General features: G+C 57.1%; 21 protein-coding genes and 2 tRNA genes. 10 read left to right on the top strand and 13 right to left on the bottom strand.

The features are described from left to right. Nucleotides 1-98: 98 nt before the first annotated feature. Nucleotides 99-860 carry a c-type cytochrome gene (locus KORLAC_RS08645; protein ID WP_068305500.1) on the top strand — a complete coding sequence of 254 codons (762 nt, stop codon included), beginning with the start codon at nt 99-101 and terminating at the stop codon, nt 858-860. Nucleotides 861-911: 51 nt separating this feature from the next. Here KORLAC_RS08645 and KORLAC_RS08640 read toward each other — a convergent pair. From KORLAC_RS08640 to KORLAC_RS08625, 4 genes are all read right to left on the bottom strand, one after another. Beyond that, nucleotides 912-988 (bottom strand) — tRNA-Arg (locus KORLAC_RS08640). Between the two features lie 14 nt (nt 989-1,002). After that, nucleotides 1,003-1,281 (bottom strand): ETC complex I subunit, encoded by a 279-nt coding sequence (locus KORLAC_RS08635; protein WP_068305499.1) that lies wholly within the window; start codon nt 1,279-1,281, stop codon nt 1,003-1,005. A 215-nt stretch (nt 1,282-1,496) separates the two neighbouring features. Then, nucleotides 1,497-1,573: transfer RNA gene (locus tag KORLAC_RS08630), tRNA-Pro, on the bottom strand. 79 nt (nt 1,574-1,652) lie between these two features. After that, nucleotides 1,653-2,081 carry a hypothetical protein gene (locus KORLAC_RS08625; RefSeq protein WP_068305497.1) on the bottom strand — a complete coding sequence of 143 codons (429 nt, stop codon included), beginning with the start codon at nt 2,079-2,081 and terminating at the stop codon, nt 1,653-1,655. 204 nt (nt 2,082-2,285) lie between these two features. Between KORLAC_RS08625 and KORLAC_RS08620 the strand changes: the two genes are divergently transcribed. Then, a complete protein-coding gene (locus KORLAC_RS08620; protein WP_068305495.1) occupies nt 2,286-4,505 on the top strand; it encodes a calcium-binding protein in 2,220 nt (739 codons plus the stop codon). On the opposite strand, the gene KORLAC_RS08615 is transcribed toward KORLAC_RS08620, so the two are convergent. The 4 genes from KORLAC_RS08615 to nhaB form a co-directional block, all read right to left on the bottom strand. Next, entirely contained in the window at nt 4,502-4,957 is a 456-nt protein-coding gene (locus tag KORLAC_RS08615; RefSeq protein ID WP_068305492.1) for a PaaI family thioesterase, read from the bottom strand. The genes KORLAC_RS08620 and KORLAC_RS08615 overlap by 4 nt on opposite strands. Then, complete coding sequence (locus KORLAC_RS08610) at nt 4,957-5,394, bottom strand: DUF192 domain-containing protein (RefSeq protein WP_241493392.1); 438 nt, start codon at nt 5,392-5,394, stop codon at nt 4,957-4,959. The genes KORLAC_RS08615 and KORLAC_RS08610 overlap by 1 nt, the downstream gene beginning before the upstream one ends. A gap of 68 nt (nt 5,395-5,462) precedes the next feature. Then, nucleotides 5,463-6,014 (bottom strand): cold-shock protein, encoded by a 552-nt coding sequence (locus KORLAC_RS08605; protein ID WP_068305490.1) that lies wholly within the window; start codon nt 6,012-6,014, stop codon nt 5,463-5,465. A gap of 137 nt (nt 6,015-6,151) precedes the next feature. Further along, the gene (gene nhaB / locus KORLAC_RS08600; protein WP_068305484.1) at nt 6,152-7,741 is read right to left on the bottom strand and encodes a sodium/proton antiporter NhaB; all 1,590 of its coding nucleotides are present in this window, start codon (nt 7,739-7,741) and stop codon (nt 6,152-6,154) included. Nucleotides 7,742-7,939: 198 nt separating this feature from the next. On the opposite strand from nhaB, the gene KORLAC_RS08595 reads away from it, so the two are divergent. Both KORLAC_RS08595 and KORLAC_RS08590 read left to right on the top strand, forming a co-directional pair. Continuing rightward, complete coding sequence (locus tag KORLAC_RS08595) at nt 7,940-8,872, top strand: XdhC family protein (protein WP_074519300.1); 933 nt, start codon at nt 7,940-7,942, stop codon at nt 8,870-8,872. After that, nucleotides 8,872-10,458, top strand: coding sequence for an NTP transferase domain-containing protein (locus KORLAC_RS08590; RefSeq protein ID WP_068305479.1), 1,587 nt, complete (start codon nt 8,872-8,874; stop codon nt 10,456-10,458). Before KORLAC_RS08595 ends, KORLAC_RS08590 begins: the two co-directional genes overlap by 1 nt. Nucleotides 10,459-10,463: 5 nt before the next feature. Here the strand turns inward: KORLAC_RS08590 and KORLAC_RS08585 are convergent, their stop codons facing one another. Both KORLAC_RS08585 and KORLAC_RS08580 read right to left on the bottom strand, forming a co-directional pair. Further along, entirely contained in the window at nt 10,464-11,066 is a 603-nt protein-coding gene (locus tag KORLAC_RS08585) for a regulatory protein RecX (protein WP_068305474.1), read from the bottom strand. Beyond that, on the bottom strand, nt 11,063-12,259 hold the full coding sequence (locus tag KORLAC_RS08580; protein WP_068305471.1) for an aminotransferase class V-fold PLP-dependent enzyme: 1,197 nt from the start codon (nt 12,257-12,259) through the stop codon (nt 11,063-11,065). Before KORLAC_RS08580 ends, KORLAC_RS08585 begins: the two co-directional genes overlap by 4 nt. Nucleotides 12,260-12,529: 270 nt before the next feature. On the opposite strand from KORLAC_RS08580, the gene KORLAC_RS08575 reads away from it, so the two are divergent. From KORLAC_RS08575 to spt, 4 genes are all read left to right on the top strand, one after another. Next, nucleotides 12,530-14,281, top strand: coding sequence for a fatty acyl-AMP ligase (locus KORLAC_RS08575; RefSeq protein ID WP_068305468.1), 1,752 nt, complete (start codon nt 12,530-12,532; stop codon nt 14,279-14,281). 2 nt (nt 14,282-14,283) lie between these two features. Further along, nucleotides 14,284-15,240: an NAD-dependent epimerase/dehydratase family protein gene (locus KORLAC_RS08570; RefSeq protein WP_068305465.1), complete on the top strand. Its 957-nt coding sequence runs from the start codon at nt 14,284-14,286 to the stop codon at nt 15,238-15,240. 66 nt (nt 15,241-15,306) lie between these two features. After that, nucleotides 15,307-15,552: an acyl carrier protein gene (locus KORLAC_RS08565; RefSeq protein ID WP_068305462.1), complete on the top strand. Its 246-nt coding sequence runs from the start codon at nt 15,307-15,309 to the stop codon at nt 15,550-15,552. Between the two features lie 6 nt (nt 15,553-15,558). Next, nucleotides 15,559-16,761, top strand: coding sequence for a serine palmitoyltransferase (spt, locus tag KORLAC_RS08560; protein ID WP_068305460.1), 1,203 nt, complete (start codon nt 15,559-15,561; stop codon nt 16,759-16,761). A gap of 72 nt (nt 16,762-16,833) precedes the next feature. On the opposite strand, the gene KORLAC_RS08555 is transcribed toward spt, so the two are convergent. From KORLAC_RS08555 to KORLAC_RS08545, 3 genes are all read right to left on the bottom strand, one after another. Beyond that, nucleotides 16,834-17,775, bottom strand: coding sequence for a hypothetical protein (locus tag KORLAC_RS08555; RefSeq protein ID WP_068305456.1), 942 nt, complete (start codon nt 17,773-17,775; stop codon nt 16,834-16,836). A gap of 8 nt (nt 17,776-17,783) precedes the next feature. Beyond that, the gene (locus tag KORLAC_RS08550) at nt 17,784-18,782 is read right to left on the bottom strand and encodes a diacylglycerol/lipid kinase family protein (RefSeq protein WP_068305455.1); all 999 of its coding nucleotides are present in this window, start codon (nt 18,780-18,782) and stop codon (nt 17,784-17,786) included. A 155-nt stretch (nt 18,783-18,937) separates the two neighbouring features. Beyond that, nucleotides 18,938-19,495, bottom strand: a complete 558-nt coding sequence (locus KORLAC_RS08545; protein WP_068305453.1) for a DUF2141 domain-containing protein — start codon at nt 19,493-19,495, stop codon at nt 18,938-18,940. A gap of 170 nt (nt 19,496-19,665) precedes the next feature. Here KORLAC_RS08545 and lptF point away from each other — a divergent pair, with 170 nt between their 5' ends. Both lptF and lptG read left to right on the top strand, forming a co-directional pair. Then, nucleotides 19,666-20,856, top strand: a complete 1,191-nt coding sequence (gene lptF, locus KORLAC_RS08540) for an LPS export ABC transporter permease LptF (protein ID WP_068305451.1) — start codon at nt 19,666-19,668, stop codon at nt 20,854-20,856. Beyond that, nucleotides 20,856-22,028, top strand: coding sequence for an LPS export ABC transporter permease LptG (gene lptG / locus KORLAC_RS08535; protein ID WP_068305449.1), 1,173 nt, complete (start codon nt 20,856-20,858; stop codon nt 22,026-22,028). The genes lptF and lptG overlap by 1 nt, the downstream gene beginning before the upstream one ends. The last annotated feature ends 1 nt before the right edge of the window (nt 22,029 follow it).

The following is a 22,029-nucleotide window of genomic DNA, read 5'->3' as shown; positions in this document are numbered from 1 at the left end:
CGCTATCCTAATTTTCAACTTGCCCTTCAAGTCGCATCACAGCGAAGATAGCCCGCATCCTTTAAGGGTACGTTGAAGCAATAGGATATGGACCAATAATGGTGATCTCGAGGTATAGTCTGTGGTGCATTCTGGCGTTTTTTGTGTTGGCCTCGCCCTTCACGAGCAACGTATCAGCGGCCTCCCCTGACGTGACGCGCGGCCAGCAACTGTTCCAGACCTGCGTTCGATGCCACACCATCAGCAAAGACGGCGAGCATCGCTTCGGGCCAAACCTGCATGGCTTGATGGACCGGGGTATCGCCGGGGCGCCCGACTTTCAGTATAGCCCTGCCCTGTTGGCTGAAGGCGGTGCCTGGACCCGGAAATCGCTGAATGCATTCATCGCCAAACCACACCTTGCAGTGCCTGACAATGATATGCCCTATTCGGGCCTGATGAGCCCACATGAGCGCGCAGACCTGCTGGACTGGCTGATTGATGCATCAGCTAACGCCAACCTGTCCGCGGATGTAGACAGGCCCCTAACGGGTGCAGACAGCGGCAACGCAACGATCGGCAAGCGGCTTTTCCGCACATGCAAGGCCTGCCATTCCCATGAGGCCGATGCCCCACACGAAATCGGACCCAATCTCTTTGGCGTTATGGGGCGCCCCATCGCCAGTGCGGACGGATTTGATTATGCTGGAAATCTTGTCAAGGTAGAGGGCGCCTGGACGCCGGAACGCCTGGACCGCTTCCTGCTCGCAAAAAAAGAGTTCAAACAAGGCACCCACCGCGCCTTCAAGACCCTGCGCGGGCCGATTGACCGGGCAGACCTGATCGCTTACCTCGCCACCCTCAGGGACGGTGACCAATAAAAAGCCCCCGCAAACGCGAGGGCTTCGGGCAAGACTGACAATGGGCAAGACTGGCGATCCCGCGAGGACTCGAACCCCGAACCTGTTGATTAGAAGTCAACTGCTCTATCCAGTTGAGCTACGGGACCGCTATCTTGGAAACTTATTTGAAGTTGTCGGCGTAGGCCTGAATGTGGCGCTTCTTCTTGTGAACCGGCTTCACCTCGTAAGGAACGCCGTTGCGCTCAGCGTAAGCTTGCGCGGCTTCAAGGCTTTCGAACTTCATTCTGATCTGGCTGCGCATATCCGCAGAGCTGGTCCAGCCCATAAGCGGATCGATCTTGCGCGCGAGCTCAGGCTCGAACTCCAGAATCCACTGGTGCGTATTCGCCGTGCCAGACTGCATGGCATTCTTAGCAGGTTGGTAAATGCGTGCCTTCATCATAGAGCCCCATTGGTTCACCAACACCGCCCATTTGGACGGCAAACAAATCATGTGCCAGCCTACCGTGGCTGACGGCTGCGCACCCTATCCCAAAGCGTGGGGAAAGGGAACACCGAAATATGCTATCCCGGCCACCTGATGCCAAGAAAAAAGAGGCCTCGCCGATACCGGCAGAGGCCTCTCTCTTACTCTCCTCCTGATAAGGAGAGAAATGGTCGGGGAGACTAGATTCGAACTAGCGACCCCCTGTACCCAAAACAGGTGCGCTACCAGGCTGCGCCACTCCCCGACGCCCGCGCTTTCTAATGTTTGGCGATTTTGAATGCAAGCGGAAAATTCAAAAAAAATCCAAATATTTTCCCGCGCCCTCAGGAATGCAGTTTGCGCCTGTAGCGCGCGACGTTTGCGGGCTGCGATCCATCCGGCAATACCACCGACTGGGTGATCTCCATCACCGCACCGTCTTCCACAAGCACGCGCCTGGCTGTCATCAGCTCCCTGCCCTTAAAGAAGGCCTTGCTGGTCAACTCATTGGGGTGAGGCACAGAAACCGACATGGAGTCGATCAGGTCATCACCGGCAAAGGGCCGGGCCTCCCCGTCGGGAATGCCGGAAAAGCTGAAGGAATGATCTTTTCCGTCGCTGTCCTGCCAACTGATAACGAACACCAAACCTTCCTGGCTTTCACTGATCGCATAGCCTCCCGAGACGGGCGCTTCACCCTGGCCATAATGCGATTCAGCAACATCAAGCTGCCATTCACCCAGAAATCCGGCATAGATTTTTTCGACAGTCATTGGATTCCTTCCCGGCATTTGCCTGGCATTCGGTGGTAAAACAAACGGCGCTTCCCCTACCATGCCCCGCGCGCAAAAACCAGTGACGGTCCTTCCTCACGCCTCAATGCAACTATAAGAAAACATTTTCCCGCCATAATTTCACATATTATGGTATGTGGATGATGGCCAAGATATTGGCTGTCGCATATGATTGGGGGAATCATGGCAACCAAAACCAAAGGATCGTGGCGTGGAGCCACAAAAGGCGAAGGCGGCGCACAAGCAGCTGGCCGGGACCCTGGCGCTTTGCCTGAAAGCGGTGAAGCAATCATCAATTCAGTGGCAATCGGCACACCGGTGCCTGGCGGCGGTGAAGCCGACGCACCCAGCGTTTCTGTCAGTGTCGACCTGGTGGACACTATGCTGGCAGCCATCACAGACGTTTCGGTGCTGCTGGTATCCCCAACCGGGCGCACCGCTTCAGCCTCAGCCGAGAAATCAGACGGTGACAACCTGCAGCTGCTGACCATTGAACTGGATGAATATGACCCCAGCGGGGAATGGGCGCTGGCACAAGTGACGGTGACATTCGATACGGACGCCAACCCTGACCTGCCAGCGTCGCACATATTTGGGGCGGACGCGGTCTCAAGCCTGGCAGAGACCCGATTTGTGACACTGGATGTGCCAGACGAAGATCGGTCAGCGCCGGAAATCACCAGCCTGGACCTGCCAAGCCGCAGTTTCACCATCGCGTCAGACAATCCCTTTTCCACGGGGGATGACGATTCCGTTGAGATCAGCTTCACGCTGAATGTAGCGGACCCGTCGTCCGGCCTGAACCTGATAGAATTTGAGTTTGATATTGGCGAGGGCTCCCCTGCAGTCGCAGGCGGCGAATGGGGCCTGTTCGGCGACATTCCCGGCGGAGAAATCGGCCTGTCTACCTTCAACACCGAAGCCCCGGCAGGCGACTATATATTGACCCGCCTCAGGATTTCCGACGATCAGGGCAACACCCACCTGCTGGGCACGGAGAAACTGCAGGAAATGGGATTTGAGACCATCATCAACGTGGCGGCGCGCGCGGCCCTTGAGGATTCGTCAGCCCCGGCGGTCTCAAGCTTCTCCCTTGCCCAAGCTGTGACCGTCGGTGCAGATGGTGGCAGCCTGGTGCTTGCGTTTGAAGCCACCGATAATGGCCTCGACGACACAGGCGTTACCAGCGCCTCCCTGACCCTCAGGAGCGACAAAGGCGGCCTCTACCAACTGAACGCCCCAGCGGTTCTCAATGACGACAACACAGGTGGCACCGCCACTTTCGCCTTCAATGGGACTTTCCCTGCCGGCAATTTTACCGTTGAGCGCCTGTCCCTCAATGATGCCGCCTACAACCGGGCGACACTTGCACTTACTGACCGTAGTTTCACTGTCATCAACCCTTATGGTGGCGACAGCGGTGCCAACAGGATGATTGGCGACGCCGCCGCGAACGTGATAGCCGCCCGGTCCGGGAACGACACGGTGATTGGCGGCGACGGCGACGACAGCCTGACCCTGGGAGACGGTAATGACATCAGTTGGGCGGGGGCCGGTGACACAGGCAGCGACACAGTGATTGGCGGTGCCGGCGATGACATCATCGGGGGCGGCGCCGGGAACGACCTGATCATTGGTGGTCAACTGAGCAGCAGCGATATTCGCGATTTGGTTTTTGTGGCCTATGAACAGCGTCTGGACGGTGAGGATTCCATCTTCGGCGGCGCCGGCGATGACACAATCCACGGCGGCAATCCCTTGCTGGACGGCGAAACCGACGACAGCGGCAAGCCGTATGATTATGGCTCCACCGCCAGGAACGTCCTCTATAGCGGTACAGGCAACGACAAGGTGTATGGTGCGCGCGGCGATGATGTCATTGGCGGCGGCCAAGGTGATGACATCATCTTCGGCGGTGACGGCCATGACGTCATTTATGGCGGCAAGAATGATGGGGCCGACACCGGCATCAATGACGTGATTGACGCCGGTGAAGGCAATGATGTGGTCTTCGCGTCCGGCGGTGATGACGAGGTTTCTGGCGGTGCCGACAATGACACGCTCTTTGGTGGTGCGGGCGACGACAGTCTGGGCGGCAATGGTGGCCACGATGTTCTTTATGGCGGAACGGGCGACGATTTCCTGTCTGGTGGCACGGGTGATGATGCTTTCTATTTCAAGGAAGGCAGTGGTGCCGACACAGTGCTGGACTTCGGCCTGGGCGAGGACACGCTGATGCTTGAGGGCTATAGCGACCGGTTTGACAGCATCGCAGAAATCGTTGGTTCAGCCCACCTTGCCACACAAAATGGTGTCACAGGCCTGATGCTGGAACTGGGCGAAGGCGACAGCATTTTCCTGGTCGGGATCGACAAGATCACCGACCTGGTGATTGTGCTTTAGCGCCCTTCGCGTGGGCGGATTGTCTTGAACAGCCCGCTCACGCTTGCCACCGCTCGGTCGCCCGCATGCATCTCGCCCGTCACAGCAACAAGGCCGTCATCAATACCAGTGACGCAAGCCCGCCCCTCTAGCCATTCACCCTTGAACGCCGGGCCGATAAAATCGGTGGTCAGGCGAACGGTCACGAACGGCGGCTCAGCGACAACAAAGACAGCCGTTGCCAGCAGGATATCTGCAAACGTCATTATCATGCCGCCGTGGCAGGCACCGCCCGCATTGATGTGGCGGTCGGCGACGCGAAACCCACGCACCTTGCCACTATCGTCTGTCTTCTCGAAAATCGGCCCGTTTTCCCAGCCAAACGGACTGTTGGACAGGATAGGTTCGAACCCGGCAGGCGGGTTGGCCGCCGCGACCATGTCCGGTGTCGCACGCCGTGGCCCCAGCCCCATCAACGGGACCCCATGTTGCCCAGGAAATCATGCCGCACCGTATCGCCTGGCTTGATACCAAGCGCACGGGCACGCCCGCCAGCAATCTCCAGCACTGCCACGGCAGGCGCCAGAGACTCGCGTGGTGTCAGGGTTCGAGGCTCAGCATTCTCGACAATATTGATGATGGTGCCATTCTCGCGGATGAAGATGATATCCAGCGGAATCAGTGTATTCTTCATCCAGAAGGAGCGCATATCGGCTTCCGGAAAAATGAACAGCATGCCTTTGTCGGGATCGAGCTTTGCCCGGAACATCAGGCCGCGCGCCTGCGCGGGCGGTGTCAGGGCCAGCTCCACGGAAAATTGGTGAGAGCCATTTTCGCTGTCCACCCTTACAGAGCCCATATCAGCTGCTGCATGGGTGCTTGCGCCCAGCACAATAAGAAAAAGCGACAAGAAAAAAGCGCCGATCGCCCATCCTTGTCGCATATTCGTTTTAGAACGCTTCATAGCCGACGGATGCCTCACGCATCCCCCGGAAGCGCGATTTGTGCCACAAGCGGTCCCCGTTCACCGGTACCGATACGAACCCGCACTTCCTGGCTGGGCTCAAGGTCGGTAAGACCCGCCCGACGAAGCGTTTCAATATGCACGAAGATATCCTGGGTGCCCTCACCGCGGGAGACAAAGCCATACCCCTTGGTGCGGTTGAACCATTTCACCACGACATCTTCAAAATCCGGAGATACATCGATGTCCATACCAGGATGCGAGAAAGATGACCGACCCAGGTCCTCAGGTGCGACCGCCGTGGACAGGTCCAACGACTGAACTTCAGTCGCCTGACGTCCTTTGTCACGCACAACGGCCTGACAAACAACAGTCGTTCCTTCGGGCACCGAGCGGCGTCCGACATCTCGTAAAACAGAAAAATGCAATAGCACATCGCCGTCTTCGTCATCAGGTACGATAAAACCATACCCCTTCACGGCGTCAAACCACTTGACCCTGCCAGTCACAAGCTGGCTCACTTCATCGGGCCGTTCCTCAGAACAGATCGTACTACGGCCGTCCATACCATTCCCCCCTTAGGAATACCCTGCACAGGCACTAAAGATTAGCAATATCAGGCAATGCTAGTCATAAAAAACGGCGCCCGCAACACTTTTGTCGCAGGCGCCGCAAAGCAACTTATTGTTTAGCAGGCAATTTTTTAGTGGCCGCCCTCCTTGGGGGCCTGCCCAGGCAGGTCTGTGTGATGCTCGATATAGTGGCCTTCATACAACCTTTCCGTCATTGGCTCGAGGAAATTCGCGACCGCGACATAGCCAACAATGGACATCACGATGGTGTATGGCAGCGCCATTTTCACCATTGTCATGTAGGACAGGCGAATAAGCGGTGCCAGCGCAGATGTCAGCAGGAACAGGAACGCAGCCTGCCCGTTTGGCGTTGCAACAGACGGGATGTTGGTACCTGTGTTGATTGCCACCGCCATCAGATCGTAGGTGTCACGGTCGATCACGCCATCAACCAGGGCTTTACCCATTTCACTAACATACACTGTCGCTACGAACACGTTATCCGAAATCGCAGACAGTGCACCGTTCGCCATATAGAGCGTGGTGATCTGGCTATGGCCATCGAGGCTGAGGACAAAGTCCGTTACCGGCTTGAAAAGGTTATTGTCCGCAATAACACCCACGATAGCGAAGAAGACAACAAGAAGCGACGTGAATGGCAGTGCCTCTTCAAACGCATGACCAATCTGATGTTCTTCGGTGATGCCGGTGAAGGCTGATGCCAGCACAATAACCGACAGGCCGATGATGCCCACCGGTGCCAGGTGCAACAGCAGTGCGACCACAAGCCAAACACCAACAATACCCTGAACGACCAAGGACGCTTTGTCACGCGTAGTCCGACGCTCGGAAGTGTAAGCATCATAATCGGCGATAACGTTTAGGACCTTTGCTGGGAGCTTTGCGCCGTAACCCAGAATGCCCGTCATTTCGAGAGCTATACAAGTCAGCAGGCCTGCAATAAGAACGGGCAATGTTACAGGCAGCATCCGGAAGAAGAATTCCTGGAACTCCCAGTTAGCCTGGGATGCAATCAGAATATTCTGTGGTTCGCCAACCAGTGTCATCACACCACCAAGCGCCGTACCAACAGCAGCGTGCATCATCAGGCTACGCAGGAAAGCGCGAAAACCTTCAAGATCCTCATGCGTAAGTTTGTCCAGTTCACCGTCATGCAAGTGGTCGTGGTCGTGGTGGAATTCCTTGCCCGACGCGACCTTGTGGTAGATCGAGTAGAAACCAACAGAAATGGCAATAACAACCGCCGTCACCGTCAGAGCATCCAGGAAGGCCGACAGGAAGGCCGCCATTAAGCTGAAGATGAGCGACAAAAGAATCTTGTTGCGTACCTTCACCAAAATCTTGGTGAAAACGAACAACAGCATGCTCTTCATGAAGTAAATGCCCGCAACCATGAATACCAGAAGCATCACGACTTCAAGGTTCACCTGCACTTCATGCCAGATTGTTCCCGGCGATGTCATTCCGATAGCGACGGCTTCGATTGCCAGCAAACCGCCCGGCTGCAGGGGATAGCACTTCAGCGCCATCGCCAGCGTAAAGATAAACTCGAGAACCAAAACCCAGCCGGCAATGTAAGGGCCTACTGTGAAATACAAAATTGGGTTGATGATCAGAAACGCCAGAATGGTAAACTTGTACCATTCGGCTGAGTTACCCAGGAAGTTCCTACCCGCTGGGTTCGCGAAAAGCGACGCCATAATTTATCCCTTTTTTACTGTTCAGCCATTTTTACAGGCAAAAGTTACAGGGCTTGCTTTTACTGCGCGCAGAAGCCCAAATCAAGCCAAACCCTATGACCACGCATGGCGGACTGGCCAAAGGTTGATCTTGCACAAGCCCACCATGCTGACTACCGTTAATATGACGATCAAGTGGGCGAGAGCGGCAAAACAATCATGGAAAAAATATTTGAATCCCTCTCTGGCTGGCACAAAGCCGGGCTAAAAACGGCACTCGCCGTAGTTACCAAGACCTGGGGTTCGGCGCCGCGCGGTGTTGGCAGCCTGATGGCCATCGCAGGTGACGGCCGGTTCGAAGGGTCAGTCTCCGGCGGCTGCGTTGAAGGGACCGTGATTGCTGAAGCCAATCAGATGACGCAAACCGGCGGCAGCAAAATTCTCAGTTTCACCGTTTCCAGCGAACAAGCCTGGGACGTGGGCCTTGCCTGCGGCGGTCAGATCGACATTCTGATTGTCGCCCTTTCCGGTGATATTGGCGCGGATTGCCAGTCCGTTCTGGCGGCGATCACAGACCGACAATCCGGGCGTATTTCCATTGACCTGCATACCGGGGCGCTCGCCTTTGACGAAACAGAAACACCTGGCGACCTTGCGTTTGATGACACCCAGCTGATGCTGCCGCTTCACCCCAAGCACCGGCTGGTGATTGTTGGCGCGGTGCATATTGCGCAGCATCTGGCACCCATGGCGATCCAGGCAGGCTATGACGTCACGGTGGTGGACCCGAGGGCGGCTTTTACAGAAAGCCGATCTTTTGGCGAATCCCGCCTGGTGGAGGACTGGCCGGATGAATTGTTCACCCGCATTCCGCCAGATGCCCACACGGGCGTGGTCACATTGACCCATGACCCCAAAATTGATGACGCCGCCCTCATTCCTGCGCTTGAAAGCCCCGCTTTCTACATTGGCAGCCTGGGCAGCAAGAAAACCCATGCGGCCAGGCTGGAGCGCCTGATAGAAAAAGGTTTCAGCGGCGAAGACCTGCAGCGGATCAGAGGGCCAGTGGGATTGAATATCGGTGCAAAGACACCGGCTGAAATTGCAATTGCCATTTTGGCGGAAGTCACACTTGTACGCAGGTGTAGCTGATGGAATTTCGGGAAATTGATACACTTGACGCCAAAGGCTGGTCCCTAGCCCACAGTGTGCGGGCTGGAAACAGAAAGCTGCCGAAAGGCCTGACATTGACGCCAGCGCACATCGAAGCGCTGACCGGCGCTGGGGTGGATCAGGTATACGCGTTCCGCCTGGACTCCGACGACGTCGGTGAAGATGAAGCCGCGGAAAGCATTGCCCGCCAAGTGGCTGGTTCCGGCCTCAGGCTCGGAATTTCCACGCGTGGTCGTTGTAACCTGCACACTGAGGCGGCTGGGCTTCTGCTGGCACCGGAGGCCCTCAACACCGTCAACCGGGCCGATGAGGCGATTGCCGTGTCCACCCTGCCTCACCTTAGCCCAGTCGCAGCGGGGCAGTTGGTGGCTACCGCCAAAATCATTCCCTATGGCGTGAAAAAAGCCAGTTTGGACAAGGCCACCCAACTGAAGAGCGTGCTTACCGTTGCGCGCTTCCAGCCTTTCACGGCTCATATGGTCGTAACCGGACAGGCCCTGTCAGACAAAGCCTACCGGCTGACAGAAAACCGGCTTGCGGCGCTTGAGGGCGCTATTACCGCCTATGAAGGGTGTGACCATACGGTTCCGGCACTTGTTGAAGCGCTGCAGGCCGCCGCCGACAGAAAGCCCGACCTGCTGCTGGTCTTGGGCCTTTCCGCCATCAGCGACCGGCGAGATGTGATCCCCGCGGCCCTTGAGGCCGCAGGCGGCAGCATCACATCGCTTGGCATGCCTGTTGACCCGGGCAATCTGTTGATGCTGGGCCAACTTGAGGGCATTACCGTTATTGGCCTGCCGGGCTGTGCGCGGTCTCCTGCTCTGAACGGCCTTGATTGGGTTCTGGAACGATTCGCCGCCCGCCTTCCTGTCACCCGTGACGACATTGCGGATATGGGCGTTGGTGGCCTTCTGAAGGAAACACCTTTCAGGCCGGAGCCCCGCGCACCACTACACCGGCAGGCGCAGCCGAACGTCCAGCCAATCGTGCTGGCGGCAGGAAGATCCAGCCGCTCTGGCGCCCAGAACAAACTGTTGTCGCGCATGAACGGCCACACGGTGGTGCGCCAAACCCTTGCTGCTGTCAGCCAGACAGGGTTCAACCCGCCCATTCTAGTTACCGGCCATGAAGGCGAGGCCGTGGCCGAAGCTCTTTCAGGCCTCAATTACACCCGGGCACATAATAGTGCTTTCAAGGATGGCATGGCCGGCAGCCTGAAACGGGGACTGGCGCACCTTCCTGAAACTGCAGAATTCGTCTGTGTCTGCCTGGGCGATATGCCGTTTGTTAAACCGGAGACCATCAAAGCGCTGGCCGAAGCCGGAAACCGCTTGTCTGAATTCAAGATGTTTATCCCCACTTTCAACGGCAAGCGGGGCAACCCTGTGCTGTGGCATCGGGACATGGTTGAAGCCCTACTGACAATTGAGGGTGACAAAGGTGGTCGGCAGATGATCCATGATCATGAGAACTTGGTGTGCGAAGTGCCGGTGGATGACCACGGCATCCTGATTGACCTCGACACCCCAGAAGCATTGGCCCAGTTTGGCGCGGTGCCGGATTAGGCCCGTCAAGGCAGCAGGTCGAGAATTTCGTCTTCGCTGAGCGACAGCATTTCGGCCACCAGCCCATAAGAAAATCCGGCCCGCATCATGGCGGCCTTTTCTTTGTCCAGCTTGCCTTCCACATCCCGGTCCGCACGCCGGAAAGCGCCAAACCGCCGCCTGCGCACATAGGCTGCGGCCGCTTGCCGGTCTGGGTCACGCTCATTATCTTCACTGATGGCCCGCATCGTGGCGTCGGCGATTTCCGTTGGCACGCCTTTGTAACGCAGGTCCTGCGCGATCATGCGGGTAGGCTTGCCTTTTCGGATCAGGGTGTCGACTCGGCTGCGAGCATAGGTCGCATCGTCCACGTAGCCGTAGCTGACGCATTTGGCGACCACCGTATCCACCCAACCAAGCTGTTCGTCGGTTGGTGGCGCGTTTTCTTCATTCCGGCGACGGATCTTGCGTTCAAGCACAGCACGCAGATTGGCTTCAGTGGTGGAAAAACGCCCCAGATAATGAAGGGCCGCGCGCTCCAGGTAGCCTGCGCTGACTTTGCGCGGGCCTTGCCTGCGGCCTTTCGCCTTATCAGGCTTGCCACTTTTATCTGGCTTATCCGAGGTCACAAGGCCTCCACGGCATTCAGGAACCGGTCAACTTCTTCGCGCGTGTTATAATAATGTGGTGATACCCGCACTGTGGTCTCAATTCCTCGCGCGCCCAGATCAAGACGGGTGTGGATTACATTCGCTACCTGCACGTTGATGCCGTCTGCTGCCAGCCGCTTTTTCACGTCTACTGCCTGCAAACCCGTCTTGTTGAAGGTAACAATGGCGGCTGTAGCATCTGGCGGACAGGTGCCGACCACACCCTTTATGCCGTAAAGGCCTTCGCGCAAGTAGGCGGCCATGGCCTGCGTGCGCTCAAAACAGATATCTGGTCCAAGCTGCTGCAGGTATTTCACTGCCGCGCCGAAACCCAACTGGTTGACGACGGACCGCTCCCAGTCCTCGAACACGCCGGCATCGGCCCGCAGGTCATAGCTGTCTTCTGATACCCATACCGCCGCCTGGTTCGACAGGAAAGCCGGATCGAGCCGCTTGAGCGTGTCTGCCTGCACATACAGGAACCCAACACCGCGCGGCCCGCGCAGAAACTTGCGCGAAGTGCCCGTCAACATGTGGCAACCAATCTCTCCCACATCCACGCGCATCTGCCCCACCGCCTGGCAGGCATCCAGCAAATAAAGCACATCGCGATCGCGGGCGACGCGGCCAACATCCGCCACCGGGTTCACTTGCCCACTCGATGACGGCACCATGGCAATGGCAATCAGCCTGGTGCGGCTGTCGACCAGACTTTCAAGGTGATCAACGTCCAGCTTGCCCTCAGCGTCAGCCCGCGCCACGCGAATTTCAAGGCCAAAGCGGTCCCTGAGCTGCAGGAAGGAAACAAAGTTGCTGCAATATTCATTGAAGGCGGTGACGATATTGTCACCCCGCTCAAAGGGTACGCTATAGAAGGCCTTGGCCCAGGCCTCTACCGCGCTGCCTGTGAGCGCCATTTCGCTCCGATTGGCACCCAGAAGGCCCGCGATGGCCTCATACGCCCCTTCAAGGGCCTGAGACTGTTGCTCTTGAGCAACATAGCCGCCGTGGTAAATTTCCTGCGCCAAGTGCGCCTCAATCGCGTCGATAACGGGCGCCGGCATCAGCGCGGAACCGCAATTATCCAGATGAAGTGTGGTGTTTGTGCCTGGTGTCTGCTCCCGCACCTTCAGGAGCAGATCGTTGCTGAAACTGGATGACAGCAGTGTCATTTTTTAGCCTCAATCCTCTTCTATTCGGGCGGTGCGTGTGTACATGGGGCCAGAATTCTCTTGCGCCGTCTGGTTACAGACTGTAATTCAGCCGTAATATTCACGCACACGACTGTTTCTGAGTGAACAGGTAATGGCAGGTCAAAATCAAGCGCTTTTTTGGCCTAGGCATTTATGTGCTAAATATGTAATTTATATAAAGTTTCGGCGCGCCGAAGGCTTTGTGTTTTGTTTTGTTAGGTCCGGCCAAGGTAAAATCTTGGGGCAAATATGGTTGAAGCCGACGTAATGACTGATGTGACACCAACACAAGATCCAACGCTTCCACGGCGCTATTCGGATTTTGACACGCTTGTTGATGCAATCGAGTACGCGGCCAAAGGGCTTCGTGGCCCGAATTTTTTCAACGCCCGCGGTGATCTTGTTGAATCCCTTCCATGGCGAGACGTTCGCGACCGTGCCGAAGTTATCGGCCGCAAACTTGTCGGCATGGGTTTCGAGAAAGGCGACCGGATCGCCCTGATCGCGGAAACCAGCGCCGATTTTGTCTGTTTCTTTGTTGGCTGCCAGTATGCCAGCGTGCTGCCGGTTCCCCTGCCCCTCCCGACATCCTTCGGCGGCAAGGACGGCTATGTCTCGCAGTTGCAGCTGCAGATGAACAGCTGCCAGGCCAATGGCCTGATGGCACCAAGCTTCATGGACGAGATCGTGGCAGAAGCCACCGAGGGCCTGGAACTCCGTTTCTCAGGCTCCTATCAGGAATACCTGAATGCCGAAGGCGAAGGCGATGTGCGCCTGCCCTCACCTGATGATCTGGCTTACCTGCAATACAGCTCTGGCTCCACGCGCTTTCCGCATGGCGTGTCGGTAACCCACCGGTCGCTGCTGTCGAACACGCACGGCATGGGCTATCACGGTGTGCATATTGGCGAAGACGACCGCTGCTGCTCGTGGCTGCCCTTCTATCACGACATGGGCCTCGTGGGCACACTGCTGACCACGCTGACAACACAGGTGTCGGTTGATTTCATTCCGACAGAAGAATTTGCCCGCCGCCCGCTTTCGTGGCTGCGTGTACTCAGTGCCAACAAAGGCACCATCACCTACAGCCCAACTTTTGGCTTCGATATCTGTTCACGCCGGGCGGCCCTGCGCTCCAGCGCCATGGAAGGTCTTGACCTCTCCAGCGTACGCGTGGCCGGTTGTGGCGCGGAAATGATCCGCCCCGAAGTGATGCGCGCCTTCTATGAGACCTTCAAGGATATCGGCTTCAAGATGGAAGCCTTCCTGCCAAGCTACGGCCTTGCCGAATGTACGCTGGGCGTCAGCTTCGGCACCGTTGGCAAAGGCATCGAGGTTGACCTGATCGAAGAAAGCAAGCTGACCGGCGACAAACATGTGCTGGTGAACGGCTCGGGCGAAACACCGCGGATGCGCGAGGTGGTCAACTGCGGCAAGCCACTGCCGGAATATGACGTTGAAATGCGCGACGAAGACGGCAATGTGGTACCGGACCACACAGTTGGCCGCGTGTTCCTGCGCGGTGTTTCCGTGATGCGCGAATATTTCAATGACCCTGAGACGACCCGCGCGGTCCTTAGCCCCGATGGCTGGCTTGATACCGGTGACATGGGCTACCTGAAGGACGGCTGTATCTATATCGTTGGTCGCGCGAAGGATATGATCATTGTCAACGGCCGCAACCATTGGCCACAGGACATCGAATGGGCCGCCGAGCAGCTTCCGGGCGTGAAAACCGGCGATGTGGCGGCGATTTCCATTCCCGGCGAAAATGCCGAGGAAGTGCCGCTCATTCTCGCGCAGTGTCGCATTCTGGAAACCGATGATCGGATCAAGTTCGTAGCGGCCCTTAAAAAACACATCCAGTCCTCGACCGGCATCAACTGCATGATCGAACTGGTGCCGCCGCGCTCCCTGCCCCGGACATCGTCGGGCAAGCTGAGCCGCGTGAAAGCCCGCAACGAATATCTCTCCGGCAACCTTCAAGCCATCGCAAGCTAGATATGGCCAAGACGTCCGCCTCAAAGGGTGACCAGAAAACAGTCGCACTCACAGGTGCCACCGGGTTTCTTGGTGGCCATGCGGTCGATTGCTATCTCGAGGCAGGCTACAAGGTGAAAGCGCTGACCCGCCGCCATCAGGCCGCCCGCGACGGTGTAACCTGGGTTTCCGGTGATCTTGATGACGACACGGCGCTCAAGGCCCTGTGCGACGGCACAGACGTGCTGGTCCATATCGCCGGCCTGACCAAGGCGCTCAACCGCGATATCTTTTTCGACGTGAACGTAGGCGGCACCAAGCGCCTGATGGAAATCGCCGCCAAGGCCGGCGTTGGCCACGTGGTTCATGTGTCTTCCATGGCCGCGCGGGAGCCGATGCTGTCCCATTATGGTGCCAGCAAGCGCGCGTCTGAACTGGTGTTGACAGCCCGCAACTGGCCCTTCACCTGGACCATTGTTCGCCCACCGGCCATCTATGGCCCAGGCGACAAGGAAATCCTGAAGCTGTTCAAGGCGCTCAAATACCGCCTTCTCCCGGCCCCCGGCAGCCGCCACAACCGTTTTGCCATGATCCATGGCCGCGACATGGCGTCGGCGCTGGTCGCCCTGTCCGACGGTAAGAATAAAAGCGCGGTACTGGAACTCGATGACGGCAAGTCAGGCGGCTACACGCTTGCGGATGTCGCTGAGGCCCTTGGCGGCAAACACGACAAGCCGCCCTTCATATTGCCGATCCCCTTCCCCATTCTGGGGCTGATCGGCTTCATCAACGGCCTGATCGCCACGATTATCCGACGTCCAGTGATGCTGACCATGTCCACCGCACGATACCTGTGCCACAAGGACTGGACCGTTCGGAACGCCCGTCGCCCTCATCTGACCAACTGGGCGCCGCAATATGACCTTAAAGCAGGCCTAAAGAGCACGATCGACTGGTATCGAAAAAACGGGCTTTTATGATGGCGCGCGTCCCGATATAAGGACGCTATGCAATCCCGCAAAAATTATTTTAGATAGGCAGACACGATGGCTAAAGCGGAAACCATTGAAAAGATTTACGAATTGATCGAACCGCTCAATAAAAAGGGCATCGATCTCGCGCCGGATGTTACGTTCGCGTCTGACCTTGAACTTGATTCCCTGACGGTTATGGATCTTGTGGCCGACATTGAGGACGAGTTCGACATTGTTTTGCCACTCAACCTGTTGCCTGAGCTGGAAACCATCGCCCACGTTGCCGATGCCGTAGAGAAAATCCTGAAAAAAGGCTGATATACCGTGGACCTGCTGGATAAGTTTGATTCAATTGCCGCACTGCGTGCGTCCCTTCCGTTCGAGAAGGCCGACCCTTTCACCGTCGTGATGGAAGAAATCATCTCGGAAACCGAAGCCATGATCGGCGGCCGCCGCACCATTCTTGCCGGCACCAACAACTATATGGGCATGACCTTCAACGAGGAAGCCATCGAAGCCGCCAAGCAGGCCCTCGATGATTTCGGTACCGGAACAACAGGCAGCCGGTCCCTGAACGGCACATACCTGAGCCATAAGAAGCTTGAAGAAACCATCGCCGACTTCTACGGCATGGAACACTGCATGGTCTTCTCCACCGGCTATCAAGCCAATCTGGGGATGATCTCGGCCCTCGGCGGCAAGGACGATTTCGTCATCATCGATGCTGATAGCCACGCCTCCATCTATGATGGCTGCTCCATGGGCAACGCCACCATCGTACGCTTCAAGCATAATGACGTGGACAACATGGAACGCCGCCTCAAACGCCTGCCGGAAGACGCAGGCAAGCTGGTTGTCATCGAAGGCATCTATTCCATGCTGGGTGATGCGGCACCAGTGAAGGAACTCCTTGAAGTTGCAAAGAAATATGGCTGCATGACGCTGGTGGACGAAGCGCACTCGATGGGCTTCTGCGGCGAAAATGGCCGCGGCATCGCCGAACAGGAGGGCGTTGAACACCTGGTGGACTTTTATGTCGGCACTTTCTCCAAGTCCGTGGGCACAGTGGGCGGTTTTGCTGTTTCCAACCACCCGAAATTCGATGTGCTTCGGTACGTCAGCCGGCCCTACATCTTTACCGCCAGCCCGCCACCAAGTGTGGTGGCATCAGCGATCAAATCAATTGAGGCGATCAAGCGCGGCTCCAACCGCCGGGCGCACCTGTGGGAAAACGCCAAGCGCCTGCACGCAGGCCTCAAGGATGCGGGCTTCGACCTGTGTACCGAGAAAGCTGAAAGCCCTATCATCGCCGTGCATTTTCCGGATGTGATGATCGGCACCAAATTCTGGGAACAGCTGATCATGGAAGGCGTGTATGTGAATATGGCGGCACCGCCAGCCACGCCAGCCGGTATGTTCCTGATGCGCGTCAGCGTCTGTGCCCAGCACACGACCGAACAGATCGACGAGATCATCAAGCGCTTCAAGACAACGGCTGACAAGGTCGGGCTTGAGCTGAAGGCCTAAGGCCAGAACAGCAAACCGGTAAAACAAAGGCGGCTCACTGGCCGCCTTTTTCTTTGTCTATTTCAAAGAATGCTATTTGAACGCGCCCTTGCGCTTGAGGCCCCAGAACAGAGAAATGCCCGACAGGATCGGATGCCTGCGCATGCGGTCTGTGACCGTGATCTCGACGCCTGAGTGGCGCTTGATCTTCCAGGCCAGATAATCGATGCCGCCGTCGAATGTCATGGCAGCTTTCACCAGCCGCATGAAACTGACGAACTTGCCGTTGCAGCGGCGCGCGAACCACTTGAGCCGCGGCACAAAGCGTTCCGTGCGGGGTGGCTGTTTGATCGGTGGGATTGGGCCCGGCACAATGCCCATGGCCTCTTCCGCAAGCGCCGTCAGCGCGTCATAGCGGTCTTGGTCCAGCAGGTAAATCTCAAGGCCTTTGCCCCGGCGCTCTGAGCGCAGCTCAGCTGAATAGGTCTGCTCGAAGGCTTCAACCCACAGGTCACGCGAATTGGTGGCACCCGGGATCAGCTCCAGAAGGTTGCTGATCATGGTTTTCATTGCCTGCGCCACGTCGCCAGCGATCGACTGACGGGTCATGTCGTCCTTCGGCAGCAACAGAATGCAAGGCTGGCAGAAGCGCGCCCATACAGACACGTTCAGGCATTCAGGGCGAACCCGGAAAGCGAAATCGGAACGTGACAGCACAGCATATTTGCAACGCACGGTCATGCCGGCGATGTCCATCTCGTGATAAAAGACGTTCGGCGGGCAAATCTGGTTGGCAATCGCAAGCCAGCGCTTCTGGTACGCTTCCTTGTAGCTGTCCACAATCACGTAGAAATCGAGAACTTTTTCTTCGATGTCGCCGGTGCGCAGGCAAGACCCATAGAACAGGATACCCGAAACACAATCGCCGAACTTGTCAGCAACCGCCTGTGCGGCCTGCTTGACAGCATCCGGCACCGGACGCTTCCATTCGTCGAGGATAAAAGTAGTCAGTTCTTGGTCAGCTTTACTAGTCATTGTGGTCCCTATTTTAGCGACACAAATGTTAATGCCCTATTGCCACGCAGTATAATTTCTTTTCCCGGCACTGGATAATATATTTCGCCATCAAGTGTTACAGGTTCAATACCATCGACGCGAATTTCATCAGCCCGGCGGGTATGGACGCCGTTAATTGTCTTTTTGCCGAAGCCACCCGTGATCAGGCCTTTCATGGCGCGGAACACATTGCCGCCGCCAGCTTCGACCGCCGAAAACTTCAGGCCACCCCGGCCTTCCTTGCCATATGGCCGAAGCCCGAGAAGCAAGCGGTCCAGCGTCGTGGCCATGACAGCCGCGAATTCGCCATGGAAACGACCACCACCCTTGATGGTTACCGTCATCGGATCAGATACCATCAGGCGTTTGTCCCGGCTCAGGCCGAAGGCCGATGCCAGCAATTTGGAGATCGCCCCCACATGGGCGACCCCGTTGGGCATACCCGTATTATAGGCGTGATCACGGCACCAGTGAATACCCTTCACAATCCCGGCTGTGCCAAAGAAGGTACCGACGCGCGGCGGCTTGCCGTCGCCCAGATCAAGTTCGATCAGGTTCATGCTGACAAGCCGGTCAGCGATGCCGCCTTCTTTCGCGATCTGAATCAGGCGCTTGAGTACCTTTTCAGGGCGTCCCTTGAAGCCGAGATCCGCCGCCGTCATGTTGGTCTTGCCGCCGGGCAGGAAGGCAATCGGCGGAATCACGTCAAACGGGCTACGGTCCAGGATTGAGGCCAACACAGCACCAATCGTGCCGTCGCCACCATTTACAATCAGCATCGCAGGATTGGCACGCGCAAACAGGGCCAGGGCCTCATCAATGCTTTCAATGCCATTGAGCTCGAAATGCACCACGTTCGCGCTGTCGTCCACAACCCGGCGAATAGCCTCGATCCGCGCAGCGTTTGTGGTGCTGAGCGGATTGGAAATAATGGCGATCAGAGGCACAGTCGCGCCTGACTGGATACTGCTTTTTTCCAATTGCATGGTGTCAAACTCTTGTAACACAAACCGTCTAAACGCTAGGGTTCGGACGCTTTCATCAATCATTCGCCGCCTTCATACCTTGAAAAGGCTCAAGACGCAAATGCTGTAGGCGCAAATGCCATGAGGATTGTTGCGGCCTAACGCCGCACTAGAACCTAGCGCCGACGCAGTTGGCGACGCTTCTTTTTCTGTTCCTCGTCGGCACCGAAAATATATTTCAGGTTCACCGGCATATCCGTAACGCCTTCTGTCGCGGTGAAGACCACGTCTTCGACATCCGGCTTGCCAAGGCCCAGCTTGGGGTTATTGGAAAATCCGAACCCTTCCGTGAAGAAGTCCGCCTTGCCGTTGGCATTCCGGTCGTGCATCACCACCAGGGTAAAATCGCCCAGGCCTGGCATCGGCACGCAGATCTCCTGGCCGTCAGATTCCGTTTTCACGTCAATCCGCACCAGCTTCTTGCCCTTCTCAAGGAAGTCTTCCTCAGTGGGGCCATAAACCTGCACGCGGATGTTGCCTTCGAGGTCCTTCAGGCCCTCGACCGATACCCGCACGAAAGACTTACCGCCCTCCGGGGCTGCACACAGGCCCATATCATGGTCTACCAGCACCGCATCATCGTCGACATCGGCATGGGCTGATACTCCCCAAAAGCCCATCATCAGGCCCACAACCGCCACCTTACTCAAAACACTCGTCGATTTTATCAACATAAACTTCTCCAGGTGCCCCCGCCTTAGTTTGCAAATGGCGGTCGATGGTGGCGAAAATATGTCCCATATGACGACAAATTGGGTATAACTCAACAAGCTTTTGCCTTCTTTCCCCGCTCAAAGGAGAAAAGGCTCTTGCAACAAGGCTCATAGGGGTGTAGCGCCAAAGCATGTTTACTCGCATCGACCGATATATTCTCACGCAGATATTGGGACCGTTATTCACGACCCTTGGCATCGCAGCATTGTTGCTGATTCTTGAACGGATGCTACGGCTTTTTGACTTTGTCGTGAACCAGGGTGGCCCGGTGGAAGTGGTGTTCCAGATGCTGGCCAACCAGGTGCCGCATTATATGGGCCTGGCGCTGCCGATCGGCCTGATGCTGGGGACCCTGCTTGCCTTCCGGAAAATTTCACTTTCCAGTGAATATGACGCGATCACGTCGTCGGGTATCGGCCTGAACCGCCTGGTGCGGCCTGTGCTGGCGCTATCGCTGGTGCTCGTGTTGGTAAACACCATCCTGGTTGGTTGGGTGCAGCCCTATGGCCGCTACGCCTACCGCAGTCTCGTCTTCGATCTCAGGAGCGGGGCGCTGGGCGCCAGCATCCGGGTCGGCGAATTTGTCGATATCGGCGACAACATCACCCTGATGATTGAAGAGTCCCGCGATCAGGGCGCCGAACTTCTGGGCATCTTCATGGAACGCCGCAGCGACGGGCGCAGCCTGGCCGTCAGCGCGGAACGTGGTGGCTTCTTCGCCACTGACGATGAAAACACCATCCTGCTACGGCTTTTCAATGGCGTGCTGATTGACCTTAATGAAGGCCAGAACAAGCCCCGTGTCCTCAAATTTGACCAACAGGACCTGACGGTGAAACTGCCCGCCAAGGAGGCCTTCCGTGAACGCGGCGGCGAAGAGCTGGAGATGACCCTGCCTGAACTCTGGGTGGAGAAGGACAATCCGGTTCTGGACGCCAAGGAACGCGCAGCCTTCAATGGTAATTTCCACTGGCGCGTAATGCATTCCATCACCTTCCTGATCCTGCCATTCCTGGCGATACCGCTGGGGCTGACCAACAAACGGACGGGTAAGGGCACCGGTATCGTCGTGGGGCTGACGCTCCTCATTCTCTATAACGAATTTATGGAAGCCATGGAGACCGCTGTCCAAAGCGGCGCCTCACCATACGGCACGATATGGTTGCTGTTCGTGGCTTTCGGTCTTCTCAGCTTCACCCTGTTCCACATCGCGGCCCACAAGGTCGGCGGTGAACCGCTCGCCTGGATCGACAAGAGCTGGGCCTTCATCAGCGGGCCGATCAAGCGCCTGTCGAAGAAAGTCATGGGGGTTAGCGACTGATGTTTACCTCCCGTACACTCCGCCGCCTGTTTGTGCCCTCGCGCACGCTGGCGCGCTATATGGTGAAGATGCACCTTGGCCGCTTCTTCGGCATCCTGATTGGCCTTACGGCCGTGTTGCAGATGCTGGACCTGCTGGCCACCGCCGATGACATCATGGCAGCCGAAGGTGCCAACTGGGTCTCGCTGGCGTCCTATATCAGCATGCGGGCCCCGCAACTGATCAGCCAGTTCGTCCCCTTCACCGCCCTTCTCGCCACACTGTTGACACTCGCGACCCTCAACCAGCATTCAGAAGTGGTGGTGATGAAAGCCAGCGGGCTTTCGGCGCACCGTATCCTGCTGCCGCTCGGGATCGCCTCCTTCATCATCGCTGCCAGCCATTTCCTGTTCAATGAAACCGTCGTGGTGAATGCGAACGCCGACCTCGAGTATTGGCAGGACAATGACTATGCGGTCGACCTGCCGCCGAGCGCCGGCCCAACTGGTCGTGTGTGGATCAAGGAAAACAAGACCATCGTCCTGGTGGAAGCTGTCAGCCAGATCCGCAACAAGGTGGTACTGGATAAGGTGTCCCTGTTTGAACGCGATGAGCGCGGCAAGCTTCAGGCCATGGTCCACGCCGACTTCGCCTGGTACCAGGATGGTCGTTGGACCCTTCACGAGGTGCGCCGTTTCGATGCAGGCACCCACGAGATGACCATCCAGCCCAGCCAGCCCTGGGAGCTGGAGACCCGGCCTGAACGCTTCCAGGCGCTGACGGTGAAGCCTGACCATGTGTCCTTCCCCAAGCTTTGGCAATCGATGCAGGAACTGAAGAAAGACGGCCTGCCCACAGACCGGCTGATGGCCAGCTTCCTGCAGAAGGTGGCGGGCCCGGCCTCATCCCTTCTGATGCCGCTTCTGGCGGCTGTGGCGGCCTTCGGTGTGCACCGGGCGGGCAATCTGGTGCTGCGGGTCGTCTTCGGCATGGCGCTTGGTTTCAGCTTCTTTGTCGCTGACAATTTCATGCTGGCCATGGGCGAATTTGGCGTGGCGCCGCCATTCCTTGCCGCCTGGGCGCCCTTCTTCCTGTTCCTGGTGGTCGGCTATGCCGTAATTTTCAATTCGGAAGAAGGAAGCTTACCCAAGAAACGCAAGGTACTCCAAGAAAAGCCCATAGCCGGTGAGTGAC

It is taken from the genome of Kordiimonas lacus, from assembly GCF_001550055.1.
Taxonomy (GTDB): domain Bacteria; phylum Pseudomonadota; class Alphaproteobacteria; order Sphingomonadales; family Kordiimonadaceae; genus Kordiimonas; species Kordiimonas lacus.
The sequence above is the reverse complement of the archived record's forward strand: the minus strand, read 5'-3'. Positions and strand labels throughout refer to the sequence as shown.